The 19667-nt window shown below is 68.2% G+C and carries 14 protein-coding genes; 7 read left to right on the plus strand and 7 right to left on the minus strand.

What is annotated here, in order from left to right:
• Positions 1-45 precede the first annotated feature (45 nt).
• Entirely contained in the window at positions 46-1356 is a 1311-nt protein-coding gene (locus tag ABZ319_RS14540; RefSeq protein WP_354986936.1) for a replication-associated recombination protein A, read from the minus strand.
• 263 nt (positions 1357-1619) lie between these two features.
• Between ABZ319_RS14540 and ABZ319_RS14545 the strand changes: the two genes are divergently transcribed.
• Entirely contained in the window at positions 1620-3194 is a 1575-nt protein-coding gene (locus tag ABZ319_RS14545; protein WP_354986937.1) for an alkaline phosphatase D family protein, read from the plus strand.
• A 274-nt stretch (positions 3195-3468) separates the two neighbouring features.
• Positions 3469-5136, plus strand: a complete 1668-nt coding sequence (locus tag ABZ319_RS14550; RefSeq protein ID WP_354986870.1) for an alkaline phosphatase D family protein — start codon at positions 3469-3471, stop codon at positions 5134-5136.
• A gap of 107 nt (positions 5137-5243) precedes the next feature.
• On the opposite strand, the gene ABZ319_RS14555 is transcribed toward ABZ319_RS14550, so the two are convergent.
• On the minus strand, positions 5244-6413 hold the full coding sequence (locus tag ABZ319_RS14555) for a kinase (RefSeq protein ID WP_354986871.1): 1170 nt from the start codon (positions 6411-6413) through the stop codon (positions 5244-5246).
• Positions 6414-6608: 195 nt separating this feature from the next.
• On the opposite strand from ABZ319_RS14555, the gene ABZ319_RS14560 reads away from it, so the two are divergent.
• Positions 6609-7715, plus strand: coding sequence for a hypothetical protein (locus ABZ319_RS14560; protein WP_354986872.1), 1107 nt, complete (start codon positions 6609-6611; stop codon positions 7713-7715).
• Positions 7716-7786: 71 nt separating this feature from the next.
• Here the strand turns inward: ABZ319_RS14560 and aspS are convergent, their stop codons facing one another.
• On the minus strand, positions 7787-9574 hold the full coding sequence (gene aspS, locus ABZ319_RS14565; RefSeq protein WP_354986873.1) for an aspartate--tRNA ligase: 1788 nt from the start codon (positions 9572-9574) through the stop codon (positions 7787-7789).
• 206 nt (positions 9575-9780) lie between these two features.
• Here aspS and ABZ319_RS14570 point away from each other — a divergent pair, with 206 nt between their 5' ends.
• Positions 9781-10698, plus strand: coding sequence for a neutral zinc metallopeptidase (locus ABZ319_RS14570; protein WP_354986874.1), 918 nt, complete (start codon positions 9781-9783; stop codon positions 10696-10698).
• 662 nt (positions 10699-11360) lie between these two features.
• Positions 11361-11822 carry a GNAT family N-acetyltransferase gene (locus ABZ319_RS14575; protein ID WP_354986875.1) on the plus strand — a complete coding sequence of 154 codons (462 nt, stop codon included), beginning with the start codon at positions 11361-11363 and terminating at the stop codon, positions 11820-11822.
• Between the two features lie 120 nt (positions 11823-11942).
• Here ABZ319_RS14575 and ABZ319_RS14580 read toward each other — a convergent pair whose 3' ends face one another.
• The 4 genes from ABZ319_RS14580 to ABZ319_RS14595 all read right to left on the minus strand — a co-directional run bounded on the left by ABZ319_RS14580 (position 11943) and on the right by ABZ319_RS14595 (position 17126).
• Positions 11943-13022: a 2-oxoacid:ferredoxin oxidoreductase subunit beta gene (locus tag ABZ319_RS14580; RefSeq protein ID WP_354986876.1), complete on the minus strand. Its 1080-nt coding sequence runs from the start codon at positions 13020-13022 to the stop codon at positions 11943-11945.
• Positions 13019-14974, minus strand: coding sequence for a 2-oxoacid:acceptor oxidoreductase subunit alpha (locus ABZ319_RS14585; RefSeq protein WP_354986877.1), 1956 nt, complete (start codon positions 14972-14974; stop codon positions 13019-13021). Before ABZ319_RS14585 ends, ABZ319_RS14580 begins: the two co-directional genes overlap by 4 nt.
• Before the next feature lie 111 nt (positions 14975-15085).
• Entirely contained in the window at positions 15086-16102 is a 1017-nt protein-coding gene (locus ABZ319_RS14590; RefSeq protein ID WP_354986878.1) for an Rv2578c family radical SAM protein, read from the minus strand.
• Positions 16103-16133: 31 nt separating this feature from the next.
• Positions 16134-17126, minus strand: coding sequence for an NAD-dependent epimerase/dehydratase family protein (locus ABZ319_RS14595; protein WP_354986879.1), 993 nt, complete (start codon positions 17124-17126; stop codon positions 16134-16136).
• Positions 17127-17305: 179 nt separating this feature from the next.
• On the opposite strand from ABZ319_RS14595, the gene ABZ319_RS14600 reads away from it, so the two are divergent.
• Both ABZ319_RS14600 and ABZ319_RS14605 read left to right on the plus strand, forming a co-directional pair.
• Positions 17306-17635, plus strand: coding sequence for a type VII secretion target (locus ABZ319_RS14600; protein WP_354986880.1), 330 nt, complete (start codon positions 17306-17308; stop codon positions 17633-17635).
• On the plus strand, positions 17632-19260 hold the full coding sequence (locus ABZ319_RS14605) for a hypothetical protein (RefSeq protein WP_354986881.1): 1629 nt from the start codon (positions 17632-17634) through the stop codon (positions 19258-19260). Before ABZ319_RS14600 ends, ABZ319_RS14605 begins: the two co-directional genes overlap by 4 nt.
• The last annotated feature ends 407 nt before the right edge of the window (positions 19261-19667 follow it).

The following is a 19667-nucleotide window of genomic DNA, read 5'->3' on the forward strand; positions in this document are numbered from 1 at the left end:
CCACGGCCGCACCCCGACTCGCCGAACGACACGCTTGAAGTGCGGTTACCTGCCGCGCACGATCCGGCGGAGCTTGGTCACGCGCGGTCCGACTTCGCGTTCGTAGCCGTGGTCCGTTGGATGGTAATAATCCGTTCCGACCAATTCGTCCGGCGGATACTGTTGTGCCAGAACACCATCCGGGTGATCGTGCGGATAGCGGTAATTCTGCGCATTGCCCAGTGCGGCCGCGCCTTTGTAGTGCCCATCGCGCAGATGCGGTGGCACCGCACCCGCTTTGCCCGCGCGCACATCCGCGAGCGCGGCGCCGATCCCCTTGACGACGGCACCCGATTTGGGTGCCGTCGCAATGTGAATAGTGGCCTGCGCCAACGCCAATTGTGCTTCGGGCATGCCGACCAACTGGACGACCTGCGCGGCAGCGGCGGCGGTCTGCAGCGCCATGGGGTCGGCCATGCCGACCTCCTCGCTGGCCTGAATCATCAAGCGGCGCGCGATGAATCGCGGATCCTCGCCCGCGCTGATCATGCGCGCCAGATAGTGCAGCGCGGCGTCGACATCGGATCCGCGCAGCGATTTGATGAACGCGCTGATGACGTCGTAGTGCTGATCGCCCGCGCGGTCGTAGCGCACCGCGGCCTTGTCCACGCTGGCCTCGACCAGTTCCACCCCGACATTCCCGTCCAGGGAGGATTCGGCGGAGGCCTCCAGCGCGGTCAGCGAGCGGCGCGCGTCACCACCGGCGATGCGGACGATGTGGTCCAGCGCCTCGGCGGTGACGGTGTACTCCCCCGCCAGCCCGCGCGGATCCTCGATCGCGCGCTGCAGCACGGTGCGAATGTCGTTCTCGGACAAAGATTGCAGTTGCAGGACCAGCGACCGCGAGAGCAACGGCGAGACGACCGAGAAGGAGGGATTCTCCGTGGTCGCCGCGACCAGCAGCACGATCCGATTCTCGACCGCGGCCAGCAGTGCGTCCTGCTGGGTCTTGGAGAACCGGTGCACCTCGTCGATGAACAGCACGGTCTGCTCGCCCGCGGTGAGCCGCCGCCGCGCGACGTCGATGACCGCGCGCACCTCCTTCACCCCGGCGGACAGCGCCGACAGGGCCTCGAAGCGGCGGCCGGTCGATTGCGAGATGAGCGAGGCGAGTGTGGTCTTGCCCGTTCCCGGCGGACCGTAGAGCAGCACCGAGGCCGCGCCCGACCCTTCGATGAGCCGGCGCAGCGGTGATCCCGGACCCAGCAGATGCTGCTGCCCGACCACTTCGTCCAGCGTGCGCGGCCGCATGCGGACGGCCAGCGGCGCGAATCCCTCGCCGCCCGCCGGTGCGCGCGGCACGAATTCGTCGGACATGGCCTCCGTTTCCGGTGCGTCGAACAGCCCATCACTCACGAGCAGACCCTACCCAGCGGGACCGACAGCCTCCGCGTTAGGCGCGCGCGACCGGCCCGAACCCCGCGGTCACTAACTGTTCATCTGTCCAAATTTGCTCAGCGGGCACCGGATCGTATTCGATCTGTGGCGTGCGCCTCACCGAGATCATTTCCGGGCCCTTCGATCGACGCTCCGCGCTCAAGGGCGGAACGGCCGCGATCCTCGCCGGCGGCGCCGCCGCGGTGGCCTCGCCCCTGTTCGGTGCGCCCGCCCTCGCGCGGGCCGAGAACGTCGTGTTCCGGCACGGCGTCGCCTCGGGCGATCCACTGCCGGGCGGGGTGATCGTCTGGACTCGCGTCACCCCCTCCGACGATGCCCTGCCGGGTTCCGGTTCCGGCGACCCGGTATCGGTGCGCTGGGAAGTTGCCGGCGACGCCGATTTCGGATCGATCGCCGCCTCGGGCACCCACACGGCTACCGCCGGCGCCGACCACACGGTCAAGGTCGACGTCTCCGGACTCGACGCCGGACGCGAGTACTTCTACCGCTTCACCGCCCTGGGCCAGACCTCGCCGGTGGGCCGCACCCGCACCGCCCCCGCCGAATCCGCCACCCCGGACCGGCTGCGCCTGGGTGTGGTGTCGTGCGCGAACTGGGAGGCCGGATACTTCGGCGCGTACCGGCACCTGGCCGCGCGCGAGGATCTCGATGTCGTCGTGCACCTGGGCGACTACCTGTACGAATACCCGCGCGGTGAGTACGGCGGCCGCGCCGGTTCGGTGCGCTGGCACGAGCCCGCGCACCTGATCGTGTCGCTGGCCGACTATCGAATTCGGCACGCGCAGTACAAGACCGACCCGGACCTGTCGAACCTGCACGCGCGAGTGCCGTTCGTGTGCACCTGGGACGACCACGAGACCGCCGACAACGCCTGGTCCAACGGCTCGGAGGACCACGATCCCGCCACGCAGGGCTCCTGGGCGGACCGGCGCGCGGCCGCGCTGCAGGCGTACCTGGAGTGGATGCCGGTGCGCACCGGCGGGGACAAGCGGCTGTACCGCCGCCTGCGCTTCGGCACCCTGGCGGAGTTGTCCATGCTGGATCTGCGCACCTACCGCAGCGAGCAACTGCACGCCGGTCCCGGCTGGCGCGACGTCGACAGCCCGGACCGCACCATCACCGGCAAGGACCAAATGGACTGGGTCACGGCCGGTTTGGTCTCCGCGCCGGTGACCTGGAAGGTGATCGGCAACCCGGTCATGATCGCGCCGCTGACCGTGCCACCGCTGGATCCGGCGGTCACCGCCGCGCTGACCGAGACAATCGGCATCCCGGACCAGGGCATCCCGGTGAACCTGGACCAGTGGGACGGCTACACCGCCGATCGCCAGAAACTGCTGCACACCATCGTCGACAATCAGGTCTCCGACGTGGTCTTCCTGACCGGCGACATCCACACCTCCTGGGCCGCCGACCTCCCCTTGGTCGCCGCGACCTATCCCGGCTCGCCCACCGCCGGCGTGGAATTCGTGGTCCCCTCCATCACCTCCCAGAGCGTCGGCGACATCACCAAGACCCCGCCCCGCACCACCTCGGTAGCCGCCGAAACGGCCCTGGTGAGCGTGAATCGCCACCTGCGCTACACCGAACTCGACTCGCACGGCTACGGCGTCCTGCACATCGACGCCGACCAGACCCAGATGGATTGGTTCTACGTCACCGACATCGCCGACCCGAATACCGGCGTGCGCCACGGTGCTTCCTTCGGCACTCGCCGCGGCGGGCGACTGGAGCCCCGCGCGACCCCGGTGGTCTGAGAGCCTCCCGCCGCGGCCCGGGGCCATCACATTGTGGTGGCACCGGGCCACGGCTCCGGCACCACGACCGCTACCGCGCCGAGACCGGTTCCCTGCGCTCGATGCGAGGGAACGAAGGGGGTGCGGTAGTGCTGTTGCGGCACAACACAGTTCACGAGTTTCTCGCGCAGCCGGGCGGATCGGGTTGCGATGGTGTCCGTGCCCCCGCATTGGCCGGGTCCGCCATTCATGCGCTGTTCACGCGTTTCCTCTTGATTCCGTTCGGCCGCACACGATGTCATGGGTCGTGGCCCGCACCAAGATCGCACCTCTCGCCGCCCTCGATCGCCGCACCGTCCTCAAGGGCGGGACGATCACCGCGGCCGGTGCGCTGCTGGCCACTCCGGGTCGCGCTGCCGCGGCCGGGCCGGTCTTCCGGCACGGCGTCGCCTCCGGGGATCCACTGCCCACCGGGGTGATCCTGTGGACGCGGGTAACGCCCGACGACGCCGCGATCCCGGGTTCCGGTGCCGGGGAATCGGTTTCGGTGCGGTGGGAAATCTCGGCCGATCCCGCGTTCACCGGCGTCACCGCGTCCGGCTCGATCACCACCGGCCCGGATGCCGACCACACGATCAAGATCGACGCCGCGGGCCTGTCCCCCGCCTCGGACTATTTCTATCGCTTCAGCGCGCTCGGTCAGACCTCCGTGACCGGCCGCACCAGGACAGCGCCCGCGGCCGGCGACTCCCCCGGCAGTCTCCGCTTCGGCGTGGTGTCCTGTTCCAACTGGGAGTCCGGGTATTTCGGCGCGTACCGGCATCTCGCGGCGCGCGACGACCTCGACGCGGTCGTGCACCTGGGCGACTACCTGTACGAGTACGCGCGGGGCAAGCATGCCGGGCTGATGCCCAAGGTCAACCGGCAGCACGAGCCCGCACACGAGATCGTCTCGCTCGCCGACTACCGAATTCGGCACGGGCAGTACAAGACCGACGCCGACCTGGCGGCCCTGCACGCCCGCGTCCCGTTCATCTGCACCTGGGACGATCACGAGTCCGCCAACGACGCCTGGTCCGGCGGCGCGGAGAATCATCAACCCGGCGAGGGCGATTGGCGCACCCGCCGGGCGGCCGCGCTCCAGGCGTACCTGGAATGGATGCCGGTGCGCGCCCACGGTCCGGACGCCCGGCTCTACCGCCGCCTGCGCTTCGGCGATCTGGCCGAACTCTCGATGCTGGATCTGCGCACCTACCGTGATCAGCAGCTGCCCGCCGTCGCGGGCTGGCGGCAGGTCGACGACCCCGCCCGCTCCATCACCGGCCAGGCGCAAATGGACTGGCTCACCGGCGGTCTCGTCTCGGCCCCGGTGCGCTGGAAGCTGGTCGGCAATCCGGTCATGATCGCCCCGCTGCTGCTGCCACCCATGGACGCGGCCACCGCCGCGGCCCTGAACAGCGTGATCGGCGTCCCGCAGGCCGGCATCCCGGTGAACGCGGATCAGTGGGACGGTTACGCGGCCGACCGCCGAAAGCTCTTCGACGCCATCGCCTCCCGGGATTGTTCGGACGTCGTCTTCCTGACCGGGGACATCCACACCTCGTGGGCGTCCGATCTCCCGGTGAACGTCACGGCGTACCCGGCGGGCCCGCGCGCGGGGACCGAATTCGTGGTCCCCTCGGTCACCACCGGCAGCGTCGGGGAGATCCTGCAGATGCCCGCGCGCACGGTGAGCGTGCCGCTGGAAACCGCCATCGGCGCCATCAATCCGCATCTGCGCTACGTGGAACTGGATTCACACGGGTACGGGGTGCTGTCGGTGACCGCCGAGCAGGCCCAGATGGACTGGTTCTATCTCCTGGACGTGGGCGATCCGAATACGGGTGTACGGCACGGCGTTTCCTACGCGGTGCGCAGCGGAGGCGGCAACATCGAACGGCGACCGGGACCGATCACGGGCTGAGGACACCGCCCGCCGTCGATACGCCCGCGAGAACTCCCACGGACAGAGCGCGGCGCGCACGAACCGCGCGAGTGGGGACGGGCCGCCCCGGTTTCAGCGGCCCGTGCTCACTCTTCCCAGCGTTCCTCGAGGGTCGCGGAGACGTGTTCGGCGAAATCGCCCAGGGCGTCGTCACCGGTGCAGCGGGCATCCTCGGCGAGGGCGGCCCAGCGGTTGATGAGGGCGGCCGAGCGCGGAATCGACAGGCCGTGTTCGCGAGCGGCGGCGATTCGCGTGTGGTCCGCGGGCAGGAACCAGTAGGTGGAGAGCCAGACCCAGATGAGGCGCGCTTCCAGGATCCGTTCGGCGAGCGCGTCGTCGTCGGCGAGCGCGGGCCAGACCGCGACCACTTCCGAGCGCCAGGCTTCGACCATCTGCCGCGCGCGTTCGCGGGAGAGTTCGAAATCGCAGAGGCAGCCGGGGAACGAGACCAGCGCGTAGGCGATGTCGAGGGTGGCATCGCGGAAGCCGCCCCATTCGTAGTCCAGGAACCGCGCACCCTCGTCGTTGAGGATGACATTGTCCGGGCACAGGTCGGACGGACTGAACGCGCGGTGCCGGCCGGCGGAGAAGAGGCGATTGCCGCGCACGATGCGTTCGGCGATCTCCCCCGGCACCTCGATGCCGAGTTCGCGCTGCAGCATGTCGGGCACCTCGGTGACCGCGGTCTCGGCCTGCTGAGCGATGCCGTCGACCCGGTGTACCACGTCCACGCGCCGCAGCAGGGCGACGAAATCGGCCTCGCGGCCGACGGTGGCGGCGTGCATCCGGCCCAGCGCCTGGGCGAACGCCATGAGGGCATTGCGGCCGGCGGGCTCGACGTTGGTCTGCAGCACCTGCGTCAGCGAGGTGTTCTCGCCCAGATCGCTCAGGATCAGCAACCGGTCGGGCAGGCTGTAGCCGAGTAGATAGGCCCCGGGTCTGTGTTCCTTACCCAGGGCGGTCGTGAACTGATAGGACACGGCTTCGCGCAGGAACGCGGAGTCGATACTGGCGACGCCGGGGGCCATGCCGCCGGTGCGTCGCTGCGAGGCTGTGCCCCGCACCTGCTTCACAATGAGGGTACGCGGAAGTGAAAACGCGTTCTCCGCCACACGGACGCGAAGAACCGTTGTTCTACCACTGCCGCTGAGCTCGATTGGATCACTCAGCTTTACCGCAGCACCCATTCGCTTTGTGAGCAACTGTTGTGCCGCGTACACGACTTCGGCGGCGCGTTCGGCCAATAGTGCGGTCATCGGAACCCAAAGTACTCGCTCCAGGTCACTTTCAGCGAGCGGTTACGCAACCTTTCGCGCGTCGTCCGGCGTGTCTTTGTGAAGGGTTTGCCCACGCGGCGCTGGTTGCTTGACACAACCTGGGCCGTCTAGTTGTCTCATGTTCAACTCTTGTGCGCCACACCGTAAACCGGGAAATGTGAAAGGCTCGCGACCATGACCGGCACGCCGCCCTCCGCACCGAACCAACCCTACGGCGACAATCCCGCCCAGCAGGGCCGCGGGCAGTACGCAGCCGACCCGGGTCGTCATCAAAACCCCCAGCCCGCACCGTATTCCGCACCGCAGGAACCGCCGGGCGGGCACGGCAGGCACGAGCTGCCGGGAGCGGCCGGCTACCCGCAATTCGGTGGTCCCGGCGCCGCGCAGTACGGCAGCGAGCCCGTGGAACCCCCGCCGAACCTGCACCCGCAGTCGGGCGCGCCGCAGGGCTACGGCCCCGGGGCTCCGCAGGGCTACGGCCCCGGTGCGCCGCAGCAGTACCAGCCGGGCGCCATGCCCGCGGGCGGCCCACCGCAGGGAAACCCGCCCCCGCCGGGCGGTTTCGCCCCCCAGGGCGGTTTCGCACCGCCGCCGGCCGGCGCCCCGCGAACCGATACCGCGCAGTTCCCGCCCGCCGGCGCCGCACCGGTCTACGATCGCGAGCGGCTCAACGTGGGCCACGCCATCGCCTACGGCTGGGACAGGTTCCGTCTCAATCCGGTGCCGTGGGCGGGGATGGTGCTGATCGGCCTCATCGCCTGGCTGGTCGTCATCCTCATGGTGAATATTCTTGACGTCCAGTCACTTTCGGGCGTTCTGCTGCTCTGCGCGGTCGCGGCCCTGGTCGTCTGGTTGCTGCAGGCGGCCATGGTGCGCGGCGGCCTCTATGAAACCGATGGCACCCCACCGGATTTCCCGGCGTTCTTCGGCTTCGTCAACGCCGGAAATGTCCTGATCACGGCATTGATCGTGTTCGTCGCCTGTCTCATCGCGTCGATGGCCTGGGTCTTCCCCGCCATCATCATCGGCGTGCTGTGCATGTTCGCACTGCACTTCGTCATCGATCAGGACCAGGACCCGCTCACCGCCATCAAGTCCAGCGCGCAGCTCGTGGTCGCCAACGCGTTGCAGGTGATCTTGCTGGCGCTGGCTGTCATGATCATCACCTTTATCGGGGCCATGCTCTGCGGCCTCGGCCTGATGGTGGCCGGCCCGGTCTGCGCCATTGCGATCACCTACGCCTATCGCGACCTCACCGGCGGGTTCATCGCACCGCTGTGAACGAACCATGACCAACTACACCGGCCCGGTATCCATGGATACCGGGCCGGTGTTTTTTCGGTCGAGAGGGCTTACTTCTCCTTGATCGGATTGCCCTCGGCGTCGAGCTTCACATCCAGCCCGGCATCGCGGCGCTGCACCGGGGTGATCGGAGTCGGCGCATCGGTCAGGGGGTCCACGCCACCGCCGGACTTCGGGAAGGCGATGACCTCGCGAATGGAATCCACCCCCGCCAGCAGCGCGGTGATGCGATCCCAGCCGAAGGCGATGCCACCCATCGGCGGAGCGCCGAAGGAGAAGGCGTCGAGCAGGAAGCCGAACTTGTCCTGCGCCTCCTCCTCGTTGATGCCCATCACCTTGAAGACCCGCTCCTGCACGTCCTTGCGGTGAATACGAATCGAACCGCCGCCGATTTCATTGCCATTGCAGACGATGTCGTAGGCGTAGGCCAGCGCCGAACCGGGATCGGTGTCGAAGGTGGCCAGGTGCTCGGGCTTGGGCGAGGTGAACGCGTGGTGCACCGCGGTCCAGGCCGAATGGCCCAGGGCCACATCACCGCTGGCGGTGGCATCGGCCGCGGGCTCGAACATGGGCGCGTCCACGATCCAGACGAAGGCCCATTCGTTCTCGTCGATGAGCCCGCACTTGCGCGCGATCTCACCGCGAGCAGCGCCGAGCAGCGCACGGCTGGACTTGGCATCGCCCGCGCCGAAGAACACGCAGTCGCCGGGATTGGCGCCGACGAACTTGGCCAGGCCCTCGCGCTCGGCCTCGGTCAGATTCTTGGCGACGGGTCCGCCGAGGGTGCCATCCTCCTGGATGAGGATGTAGCCCAGGCCCTTGGCACCGCGCTGCTTGGCCCATTCCTGCCAGGCATCGAGCTGACGACGGGGCTGCGAAGCACCACCGGGCATGACGACCGCGCCGACGTAGGGCGCCTGGAACACGCGGAACGGCGTGTCCTTGAAGTACTCCGCCATCTCGGTGATCTCGACGCCGAAGCGCAGATCGGGCTTGTCCGAGCCATAGCGGCGCATGGCCTCGTGGTAGGTCATGTGCGGAATCGGCGTGGTGATGTCGTGGCCGATGAGCTTCCACAGCGCGACGAGAATGTCCTCGGCGAGCAGGATGACGTCTTCCTGCTCGACGAAGCTCATCTCGATGTCGAGCTGGGTGAACTCGGGCTGGCGATCAGCGCGGAAGTCCTCATCGCGATAGCAGCGCGCGATCTGGTAGTAGCGCTCGATACCCGCCACCATGAGCAGCTGCTTGAACAGCTGCGGCGACTGCGGCAGCGCGTAGAACTTGCCGGGCTGCAAGCGCGCGGGCACCAGGAAGTCGCGCGCACCCTCGGGCGTGGACCGCGTCATGGTCGGAGTCTCGACCTCGACGAAGGCATGCTTGCCGAGCACCTCGCGCGCGGCAGCGCTCACCTGGGACCGCAGGCGAATCGCCTTGGCCGGGCCTTCGCGGCGCAGATCCAGGTACCGGTACTTGAGGCGAGCCTCTTCACCGGGCTCGTCATCGAGCTGGAACGGCAGCGGCGCGGATTCGTTGAGCACCTCGAGCTCGGTCACATTGACCTCGATGGCGCCCGTCGGCAGATTGGGATTCTCGCTACCCGCCGGACGGTTCTCGACCACGCCGGTAACCTTCACGCAGAACTCATTGCGCAGCTTGTGAGCCTGTTCAGCGGGCACGCCTTCACGGAAGACAGCCTGCGACACGCCCGAAGCATCACGCAGATCGATGAAGATCACGCCACCGTGGTCTCGACGCCGCGCCACCCATCCGGTGAGGGTGACGGACTGACCAGCGTGCTCGCTTCGCAGCGAACCAGCCAAGTGGGTGCGCAGCACGGGATTCCTTTCGACGGACTTCGAAACGCCCGCGGGGTGGCCGGGCGCGTTCCCATCGTAGTGAGACACGTATTCCGAGTGGAAACCGATATCCACGCGAACCTGTCAAGCTGTACGCCAAGGCTCGACATCAGCCCGCGCGAGCCCCTTCTGACCCCGGGTCGGCCGACCCGCGGCCGAAGCGTGTGCGAAGGAGAGCGGCGACCATGACGTTCAACGAAGGCATGCAGATCGACCCGGACAGGGTTCGAAGCGGCGGCGGGCCGGGCCTGGGCGGCGGCATGGTGCTCGGTGGCGGTGCACTCGGCATCATCGCCCTCATCGCCACCCTGCTGCTGGGCGGCGATCCGGGCAGCGTACTCGGGCAATTCACCGGCGCGGGCGGCACCGACCAGGGCACCGCCGGCGCACCCGAGCACTGCAAGACGGGTGCGGACGCGAACAAGTACGTCGACTGCCGCGTCATCGCGACCGTGCAGAGCCTGGACGCCGTGTGGGCCACCGAACTGCCCAAGCAGGTCAACAAGCAGTACGTCGATCCGCAGGTCTCGCTGTTCTCCGGCGTGATCGACACCGGCTGCGGCCGCGCCTCCTCGGCGGTGGGCCCCTTCTACTGCCCCGCGGACCAGACCGCGTACTTCGACACGAGCTTCTTCCAGGAACTCACCGACAAATTCGGCGCGAGCGGCGGCCCCCTGGCCCAGGAGTACGTGGTCGCTCACGAATTCGGCCACCACATCCAGAACCTGCTCGGCGACATCAACCGCGCCCAGCGCGATCCCCGCGGTCCCGAATCCGGCGCGGTTCGCACCGAACTCCAGGCGGACTGCTACGCGGGCGTGTGGGCGTACTACGCTGACAAGCTCCCGGCCCCCGGCGGGGGTCAACCCTTCCTGAATCCATTGACCGAGAACGATATTCGCGACGGTCTGTCCGCCGCCGCGGCAGTGGGCGACGACCGCATCCAGAAGGCGGCCACCGGCCGAGTGAATCCGGAAGGCTGGACCCACGGTTCATCCGAGCAGCGCCAGAAGTGGTTCCTCACGGGATACCGCACCGGACAGGTCGCAGCCTGTGACACCTACAACGCCCGCGACCTGAACAACCCGTCCGCACTGCGCTGAGCGAAGTCGTCCCCGTGCCCGCATCGGATCCGGTGCGGGCACGGTCGTATCCGGGCGAAAGTTGACATACCCCCGTGGCAGGCTCATGCCGTGGTTCTGGATACAGCAGGCGAATACACGCGGGGCGACGATCTCGCGGATCTGACCGAATACCTTCGCGACTTCGAAGCGGGCGGATATCCCGTCGATCGAGTGCTCGAGTCCGTTTGCGGCAGCTGCGGTGAGCGGGAATTCGGTGTGGATGCCGATGACGTGGAGGGTGTTGCCCGGCGTATCTGTACCGGCTGCGGTAGCTCGGCCTTTCTGGCTGATAGTGGCGAGCATTGGGACGAGGATGGGGACTGGGCTGAGTGCAGCTGTCCGTGTGGGTCGGAGCGATTCGCTGTAGCGGTGGGGTTCTCTGTTCGGCCGGACGGGGATGTTCGGTGGGTCAGTGTTGGGCTTCGGTGTCTTGATGACGGTGTTCTCGGGGTTTATGTGGATTGGAAGGTCGACTACTCGCCTGCTCGGGATCTGTCTGCGTAGGGGGTGCGGGGTGGATGCGTGGCCGGCTTTTCGGGGGATCGGATGCAATAGCCCAATTACATTGTGATACAACGCCATTCAGACCATCCAACAATTCACAACCGAACGAAAACTCACCCCGACAGTAAGCTGCCCCCGTGATCGAAGTACGCGCACTCCAGTCCGACGACTGGCAGCTCTGGCGTCAACTCCGCCTGGCGGCACTCACCGACGCCCCCTGGGCTTTCGGCTCCACCCTCGCCGAATGGAGCGACGCCGGCGACACCGAGGCCCGCTGGCGCTCGCGCTTCGACAACGTCCCCTACAACGCCGTCATCTCCTTGGACGGCACTCCGGCCGGAATGGTCGGCGCGTACCCCTCCGACACCGAACCCGGTACGGTCGAACTCATTTCGATGTGGGTCGCCCCGTTCGGACGCGGAAAAGGCGTATCGGACGCGGCGATCCGGGCCGTCTTGGATTGGGCGGACCCTCGTCCGGTCATCCTCTCGGTCAAAGCCGACAACAAAGCCGCGATCCGCCTGTACGAGCGCAACGGATTCACCGACGCGGGCCCCTCGCCCGATGACGACGACGAACGTTTGATGCGCAGGCCGTAGCGCACAGAAAACGCCCCGGCACTCGCAAGTGCCGGGGCATTCCATCAGAAGCAACCGAGCCTTCGATCGGCAGTCGGCCGAACGGCGTCGATACCGCGCAACCTGCCGGACTGCCGAAGGCTAAGTCACCGTCCAGGTTTCGCGGCCCGTCAGCAGGCTCTGCAGCGTCGAATCAGTCATCGGCTTCTGCTCGACAGCGGCGGCCAGCTGCCCGCGGACGCCGTCGTCGTAGGTCGGTCGTGACGCGGCGCGGAAAACCCCGGTGACCACCCGCGTCATGTCCTGATCCGACAGCCGGGACAGCGCGTACGCGTACTCGGGGTTGTCGGTGTACGCGTCGTGAACCACGATCTCGGACTCGGAAACCGACGTCGCGGGCACCACCTTCAGCCCGAAACCGCTGCGCACCACCGCCATCTCGTTGTCCGCTCCGAACCGGATCGGCTCGCCGTGGCGCAGGCGGATGAGATGCGACTCCGCGTTCTCCTTGCGCAGGATGTCGAAGGACCCGTCGTTGAAGATCGGGCAGTCCTGCAGGATCTCCACGAACGCGGTCCCCCGATGTTCGGCGGCGGCACGCAGCACCTCGGTCAGCCCCGCCCGATCCGAATCCAGCGCCCGTGCGGCGAAGGTCGCCTCGGCGCCCAGGGCCACCGACAGCGTGTTGAACGGGTGGTCGATCGAGCCCATGGGCGTGGACTTGGTGACCTTGCCGGTCTCCGACGTCGGCGAGTACTGGCCCTTGGTGAGCCCGTAGATCCGGTTGTTGAACAGCAGGATCGTCATGTTCACGTTGCGGCGCAGCGCGTGGATGAGGTGGTTGCCGCCGATCGACAGCGCGTCGCCGTCCCCGGTGACCACCCAGACCGAGAGGTCCGGACGGGTGACGGCCAGGCCGGTGGCGATCGCGGGGGCACGGCCGTGGATCGAGTGGATCCCGTACGCCTCCAGGTAGTACGGGAACCGGCTCGAGCACCCGATACCGGAGACGAACATCAGATTCTCGCGCTTCAGCCCGAGTTCGGCCAGGAACCCGCGCACGGTGGCCAGGATGACATAGTCACCGCAGCCGGGGCACCAGCGCACCTCCTGATCGGTGGTGTAGTCCTTGGCCTTCTGCGGACCCTCGGCGTGCGGCACCCCGGACAGTCCGGTCAGCCCCAGATCCGTTCCGACGAGCGGATTTTCGAGGATGGTCATGAGTTACCCCCTGGCGTGCGGTAGGTGGCCCGCGCCCGTGCCGCGAAGGCCTTGCTCTGCTCCATCTCCGTGATGGAGCCGTCCAGTGCCGCGTCGATCACCCCGACCAGTTCCTGTGCGGAGAACGCCGTCCCGGCGACCTTGGTCCACGGCTGCACATCCACCAGATAGCGGGCGCGCAGCAGCATGGCGAGCTGGCCGCCGTTCATCTCGGGCGCGACCACCGTGCGGTAGCGACCCAGCACGGCTCCGAGATTGGCGGGGAAGGGATTCAGGTGCCGCAGGTGCGCCTGGGCCACCGGCACGCCTCGCCGCCGCGCCCGCCGGCACGCCTCGCCGATGGGACCGTACGAGCTGCCCCAGCCGATCAGCAGCAGTTCGGCCCGGCCGCTGGGATCCTCGACCTCGATGTCGGGCACCGTGATGCCGTCGACCTTGGCCTGGCGCAGGCGCACCATCAGTTCGTGATTGGCGGGCTCGTAGGAGATATTGCCGCTGCCGTCGGCCTTTTCGAGGCCGCCGATGCGATGTGCGCGTCCCTTCGTACCGGGGACGGCCAGCGGCCGGGCCAGTGTCTCGGGATCGCGCGCGTACGGCTGGAAGCCGTCGTCGTCCGAACCCTCGGGCTCGAACGCCGGGTCGATGGGCGCGAGGTCGCCGACCTGCGGAATCGCCCACGGCTCGGACCCGTTGGCGATGGACCCGTCCGAGAGCAGCAGGACCGGCGTGCGATAGGTGATGGCGATCCGCGCCGCCTCCACCGCCGCGTCGAAACAGTCCGCGGGTGAGCGCGGGGCCAGGACCGGCACCGGCGACTCGCCGTTGCGGCCGTAGAGCGCCTGCAGCAGATCGGCCTGCTCGGTCTTGGTGGGCAGGCCGGTGGACGGACCGCCGCGCTGCACATCGATGATGAGCAGCGGCAGCTCTGTCATGACCGCCAGGCCGATGGCCTCGCTCTTGAGCGCCAGGCCGGGACCGGAGGTACTCGTCACGCCCAGCGCCCCGCCGATCGAAGCGCCCAGGGCCGCACCGATTCCGGCGATCTCGTCCTCGGCCTGGAAGGTGGTGACGCCGAAGTTCTTGTGCCTGCTCAACTCGTGCAGGATGTCCGAGGCCGGGGTGATCGGGTAGGTGCCCAGGAACACCGGCAGCCCGGACAGCTGACCGGCGGTCACCAGGCCGTAGGCCAGGGCGGTATTGCCGGTGATCTGCCGGTAGGTCCCGGCGGGCAGCGTCGCGCGGGCGACCTCGTAGGTGGTGGCGAAGGCCTCGGTGGTTTCGCCATAATTCCATCCCGCCCGGAATGCGAGAATATTCGCTTCTGCCACTTCGGGTTTGGACCCGAATTTCTCCCGGAGGAACTGTTCGGTGCCGCCGAGCGGACGGCCGTACATCCAGGACAGCAATCCCAGCGCGAACATATTCTTCGCGCGCTGACCGTCTTTCTTGCCCACACCGGTCGGTTCGGTGGCGGCCAGCGTCAGCGAAGTCATGGGCACCTGATGCACCACGAAATCGGACAGCGTCCCGTCGGCGAGTGGATCACCGGCGTAGCCGACCTTCGAAAGATTACGTTTGGTGAATTCGTCCGTATTTACGATGAGCGTGGCCCCGCGCGCCAGCTCCTCCAGATTCGCCTTCAGAGCCGCGGGATTCATCGCCACCAGCACATCGGGCTGGTCACCGGCGGTGAGGATGTCGTAGTCGGCGATCTGGATCTGGAACGACGAGACACCCGGCAGCGTGCCCTGGGGCGCGCGGATCTCGGCCGGGAAGTTCGGCTGCGTAGCAAGATCATTTCCGAAAGCGGCTGCCTCATGGGTGAATCGATCACCGGTGAGCTGCATACCGTCACCGGAATCGCCGGCGAAGCGAATTACAACCTTTTCCAATTTCTCTGCGGCAGCGCCGTTTCGGGCCGCTGTCACCGATTCGTCATGCTGGGAACCCATGCGCCTGCATCACTTCCTCGTCCGTGAGAGGTACCAACGCCAAACTACTCCGCTATATTCGCGACACACCCGCGAAAACAGCGGTGAAACGTCGAGATTTCGCGGCCGGCGTCAGGCGAACAGTGCCAGCTGCGGGTCGGGCGTATGCGATTCGGCGGCACGCTCGAGAGGCTCGGCCTGCCGTTCGCGGTTCAAACCATGCTTGTCCAGCAACGGATCGATCCGGCCGCGCAACCACGCGGAGTACTCCGGTGTCACTGAAGTCCCGCGACCATACAGCTGTCGATAGCGCCGGATGAGCGCCGGGTGCTGTTCGGCGAGCCAGGTGAGGAACCAGCCGCGGGTGCTTCCGCGCAGATGCATGGGAAAGGCGACCGCGCTCGCGGCCCCGGCCTCGGCGATGGCGGCGAAGAGCTCGTCCAGTTGCGACCGGCCGTCGGTGAGGCACGGAATGATCGGCGCCACCATGACATTCACCGCGAACCCGGCATCGGCCAGGGCGCGCACGAGCTCGAGCCGCGCGCGCGGCGACGGTGTTCCCGGTTCGAGCGCTTCGCTCAGTTCCGGATCGAGCATGGCGATGGACACGGCCAGATGCACCGGAACCTGACGCGCCGCCTGGGTGAGCAGCGGCAGATCCCGGCGCAGCAGTGTGCCTTTGGTGAGAATGGAGAACCCGGTGCCGGATTCGGTGAGCGCGCCGATGATGCCCGGCATCAGCCGGTAGCGACCCTCCGCGCGCTGATACGGATCCGTATTGGTCCCCAGCGCAACGACTTCCCGACGCCAGGAGCGCTTGTGCACTTCCCGGCGCAGGATCGCCGCGATGTTGGTCTTGACCACGATCTGGCGATCGAAGTCCTCGCCCGCGTCCAGGTCCAGGTATTCGTGGGTGGGGCGGGCGAAGCAGTAGCGGCAGGCGTGGGTACAACCCCGCATGGGGTTGACCGTCCAGTTGAACGGCAGCGTGCCGCCCTCGGGCATCTTGTTCAGCGCGCTCTTGCAGAGCACTTCGTGAAAAGTGATGCCTTCGAACTCCGGGGTTTGTACGCTGCGTACGAAGCCCGCGCGTTCGAGCCCGGGCAGCGCGCCGTCATCGGCCTCGAGGGTCTGGCTCTGCCACCGCACCACACAAGTCGAACATTTGTTCTACCTGGTGTCAAGCGATCTTCTGGGTGACCGTCTTGAAGTTCTGCCCGTTGTAGAAGGCCACGAGGTCGCGAATCGTCTCCTCCGCCGGGCGTGGCCGGTAGCCGAGATCGGTGCTCGCCTTGTCGTGTTCCACGACCGGCGCCGACAGCAGCGCGCCCATGGCCGCCTTCGAGATGCGGTCGCTGCCCACGGCCTTGGCGGCGGGCTCGAGCACCGGCATCAGCGCGTTGATGAACTTGGCCGGAATGGCGAAGGCGGGCTTGAGCTTCCCGTTGACCTCGGCGGCCAGGCGGGTGGCGTCGAACATGTTGGTGAAATGCCCGCCGAGCAGGTAGTTCTCACCGGTCTTGCCGCGCTCTCCGGCCAGGATGAGGCCGTTGGCCACGTCGCGCACGTCGACCAGGTCGAAGCCGCCGCTGATCATGACGGGCACGCGGCCGCGCGCGGCGTCCCACAGCGTCTTGTTGATGCGCGAATCGGTGTTGTCGACCGGGCCGTACACACCGGTCGGGTTGCAGACGACAGCGTCCAAGCCCTGATCGATGACCTTGCGCAGCTCGACCTCGCCCTGGAACTTGGAGCGGTCGTAGACCGGCAGATCGGGATCGATCGACCGCGGCGAACGCTCGTTGATGGTGCCGCCGCAGGTGTACTGGTTGAACGCGTGGATCGAGCTGGTGTGCACCATGCGGCGCGCACCGACCTCGAGCGCGGCCTCGGCGACCACGCGCACACCCTCGGTGTTGACCCGCCAGGCGAGATCGTTCTTGTGCGCGAGGGTGATGAGCGCGACCAGGTGGTAGACGACCTCCGCACCCTCCAGCGTGGTGCGCATGGACGCGGGATCGAGCACGTCGCCGCTGACCCAGGTGACACCCGGGACGGCCGGTCCGGCGGGCTTGACACGGTCGATGGCGGTGACCTCGTGACCGCGATCGGTAAGCAGGCGAAGCAAATTGGTGCCAAGGAACCCGGCGGCGCCGGTGACTGCGACCTTCATGTGATGAAGAATATAGAACTTGTTCTAATTTGCAAGAACGGCCGGGACCCGATCGAGAGACGCTCGCGTACCCAACGTGGTAGACGCTCGCGGGTGCGCGAGGTTCATCCGACCCGCCGAGCTGGACGCTCGACGCGTTATATTCACACGCGCATGTCCATGACGATTGGGGGGCACCGATGGCCGATCTCTCTGTCGATACCGGCGCGGTTCGAGCCTTTGCCACGGCCCAGGACGGCGTCGCCGCCGATATCGCCGCGACCGGCGGCCTGGACACGGTAACCCACGTCGCCGCCATGACCCCGGTCTTCGGACTCATCGGGGCCGACTTCCTGGCCGGCTTCGCGGTCGCCGAACTGCTGCACGACAAGGACATCGCCTCGCTGTCGAGCCGGTTCGCGCACCTGGGGCAGGCCGCCTTCGGCTCGGCCGCCACCTATGACGTCGCCGACGAATCGTTCACCGGCGGACTGGACTCGATCGCGGGCGCGATCGGCGATCCGGCGTGAGCCCCCTCGAAGACGGCGTGATCGGCGCGGCGGCCCCGGCCGGAGATCTCGCCGACGACCCGACCGACTCCGGCGACGGTGGCGCGGTCGTATTCGGCGGCCTGCCGGACCTGCGGCTGGGGCAGCTCCCCGACGGCATCGCCCCATTCGAAGCACCCGCATTCCTGTTGTCCCGCAAAGAGATCGAGCCGGAGGACGCACCGCTGACCGGCGGTCCGCCGCTCGGCTCCGGCGGCGGGCAGGGTCCGGACCCCCGGGACGCGGCCACGCTCGGCGACGCCGCGGCTCCCGGCGTCGATGCCGCCACCGGCGTGCTCTCCGGTGCGCAGCACGCCCTCGGCGACGCGCAGAGCCTGCTGTCGGGCGCGCAGAGCGCCGTGAACGGCATCCCCGCCGCCCTCGATGCCGCCCAGGCCGCACTGAGCGACGCGGCCGCGAACCTGCCGGTCCTGCCGCCGCTGCCCGCGGACCCGATCGGCGATCTCATGAAGGGCCTGGCGCTGCCCGCGATCCCCGGACTGGACGCGTTGTTCGCACCGTTCCTGGAGCTGATCAGCAGCTTCGGCACCGGCGTGCTGGGCGGGCTGAACCCGGCCACCCTGCTGAGTCAGGGCTCCCAGCTCATCGAGACCGCCGTGCAGGTGGGCAAGGGCGCATTCGAGACCGTCGAATCGGCGTGGGACGGCAAGGCGTCCGACAGCGCACAGGCGGCAAGTCAGCAGGCCCAGGCGCGCGGGCGGGAGACAGCGCAGCGCGGTGTCGATCTGTCCGCGGTGACCGAGCAGGCCGCGGCGGTGGTGCAGCGCGGCAATGTCCAACTCACCGCGATCGCGCAGTCCTTCGGCGCCCAGGCCACGGCCCTTGCGCCGGTGATCCTCGCCCCGCCCGCGCAAACCGCGCTGATCGCCTCGGCCACCGAGCATCTCGCCTCGGCGATCACGGTCGTCAACCTCACCCGCGGCGAGCTCGCGGGCTACACCGCGCAGGTCAACGGGATGGTCGGCGAGCTGCTCGGACCGGGCAGCGGTCCCGACCCCGCGGCGGTGGCGAAGTCGCTGGCGCAGAACGTCGGTCAGCCGATTCTGGAGCAGGCCAAGCAACTCCTCGAGGGCAGCCTGAATCCGGCGAGCACCGATCCGGGTGTGAGTGAGCCGGGTACGCCCACCGATCCGGACACCAGGGCAGCGGCCCTGGGTAGCGGCGGAGCCGGTGGCGGCGGTCTCAGCGCAGGCGGCGGGCCGGGTGGTGGCAGCGGGCTGGGTAGCGGCGGCGGTCTCGGCGCGGGCGGCGGGCTGGGTAGCGGCGGTGGAATCCCGTCCACGCCGGGCGCTCCCGGCTCCTCGATTCCCGGCGGCAGTCCCGGCGCGGGCGCGGGCGCTCCCGTGGGCGCGGGCGGCTCCGGTGCGCCCGGCACGGCCGGACCCGGTTCCCCGGGCTTCATAGGCTCCCCCGCCGCGGCGGCCGCGAACCGGGGCGGCGCGGATCAGGACCACGCGCGCGCGGTGCAGCCCTACGAAAACGTTTCCGGCGAAAGCGAACTCACCGGCGATCTGGGCGCGGCGACGCCGAGTGTCATCGGCGAATTGGACGAACAGGCCGCACCCGACCAGAGCGACGAGGCCTGAGCACCGGCCCAGCACCACTCGGCGCATCATTCGAGCGGGTTCGGGCAGCGAGAAACTACTCGAGCGGGCGGCGTGAGCCGCACATCGGCCGGCACGGCCGGCAGCTGGGTGCGGGTGGGCACCACGGTGGGGCCAGGTACGTTGCCACGCAATCGAATCGACGGCGAGATACGTCCCGCGCCGATCGGACTGCCGAGCCGCACCGCACCGCTTTGCCCGACCGCGCCGGATCGACTGCCCGGCGCCGCACAGCCCGGCCGCCTCGATCGAACCGCCCAGCCACGCTGCCACGACGACCCCACCGCCCGGATTCGACCGCCGGGACGCCGTAGAACCCGGCGGCGCCGATCGAGCTGCCGAGCCACGCCGGCCGGAACCACCCGGGCCACGCCGGATCGACTGCCGTG

Origin of the sequence: Nocardia sp. NPDC005978, assembly GCF_040614455.1 — a bacterium.
Taxonomy (GTDB): Bacteria; Actinomycetota; Actinomycetes; order Mycobacteriales; family Mycobacteriaceae; genus Nocardia.

What these genes read in the sequence shown, in the direction of transcription:
- ABZ319_RS14540 (WP_354986936.1), bottom strand. Translation starts at nt 1,356, where the DNA reads ATGTCCGACGAATTCGTGCCGCGCGCACCGGCGGGCGGCGAGGGATTC.
- ABZ319_RS14550 (WP_354986870.1), top strand. Translation starts at nt 3,469, where the DNA reads ATGTCATGGGTCGTGGCCCGCACCAAGATCGCACCTCTCGCCGCCCTC.
- ABZ319_RS14555 (WP_354986871.1), bottom strand. Translation starts at nt 6,413, where the DNA reads ATGACCGCACTATTGGCCGAACGCGCCGCCGAAGTCGTGTACGCGGCA.
- ABZ319_RS14560 (WP_354986872.1), top strand. Translation starts at nt 6,609, where the DNA reads ATGACCGGCACGCCGCCCTCCGCACCGAACCAACCCTACGGCGACAAT.
- ABZ319_RS14570 (WP_354986874.1), top strand. Translation starts at nt 9,781, where the DNA reads ATGACGTTCAACGAAGGCATGCAGATCGACCCGGACAGGGTTCGAAGC.
- ABZ319_RS14580 (WP_354986876.1), bottom strand. Translation starts at nt 13,022, where the DNA reads ATGACCATCCTCGAAAATCCGCTCGTCGGAACGGATCTGGGGCTGACC.
- ABZ319_RS14585 (WP_354986877.1), bottom strand. Translation starts at nt 14,974, where the DNA reads ATGGGTTCCCAGCATGACGAATCGGTGACAGCGGCCCGAAACGGCGCT.
- ABZ319_RS14595 (WP_354986879.1), bottom strand. Translation starts at nt 17,126, where the DNA reads ATGAAGGTCGCAGTCACCGGCGCCGCCGGGTTCCTTGGCACCAATTTG.
- ABZ319_RS14600 (WP_354986880.1), top strand. Translation starts at nt 17,306, where the DNA reads ATGGCCGATCTCTCTGTCGATACCGGCGCGGTTCGAGCCTTTGCCACG.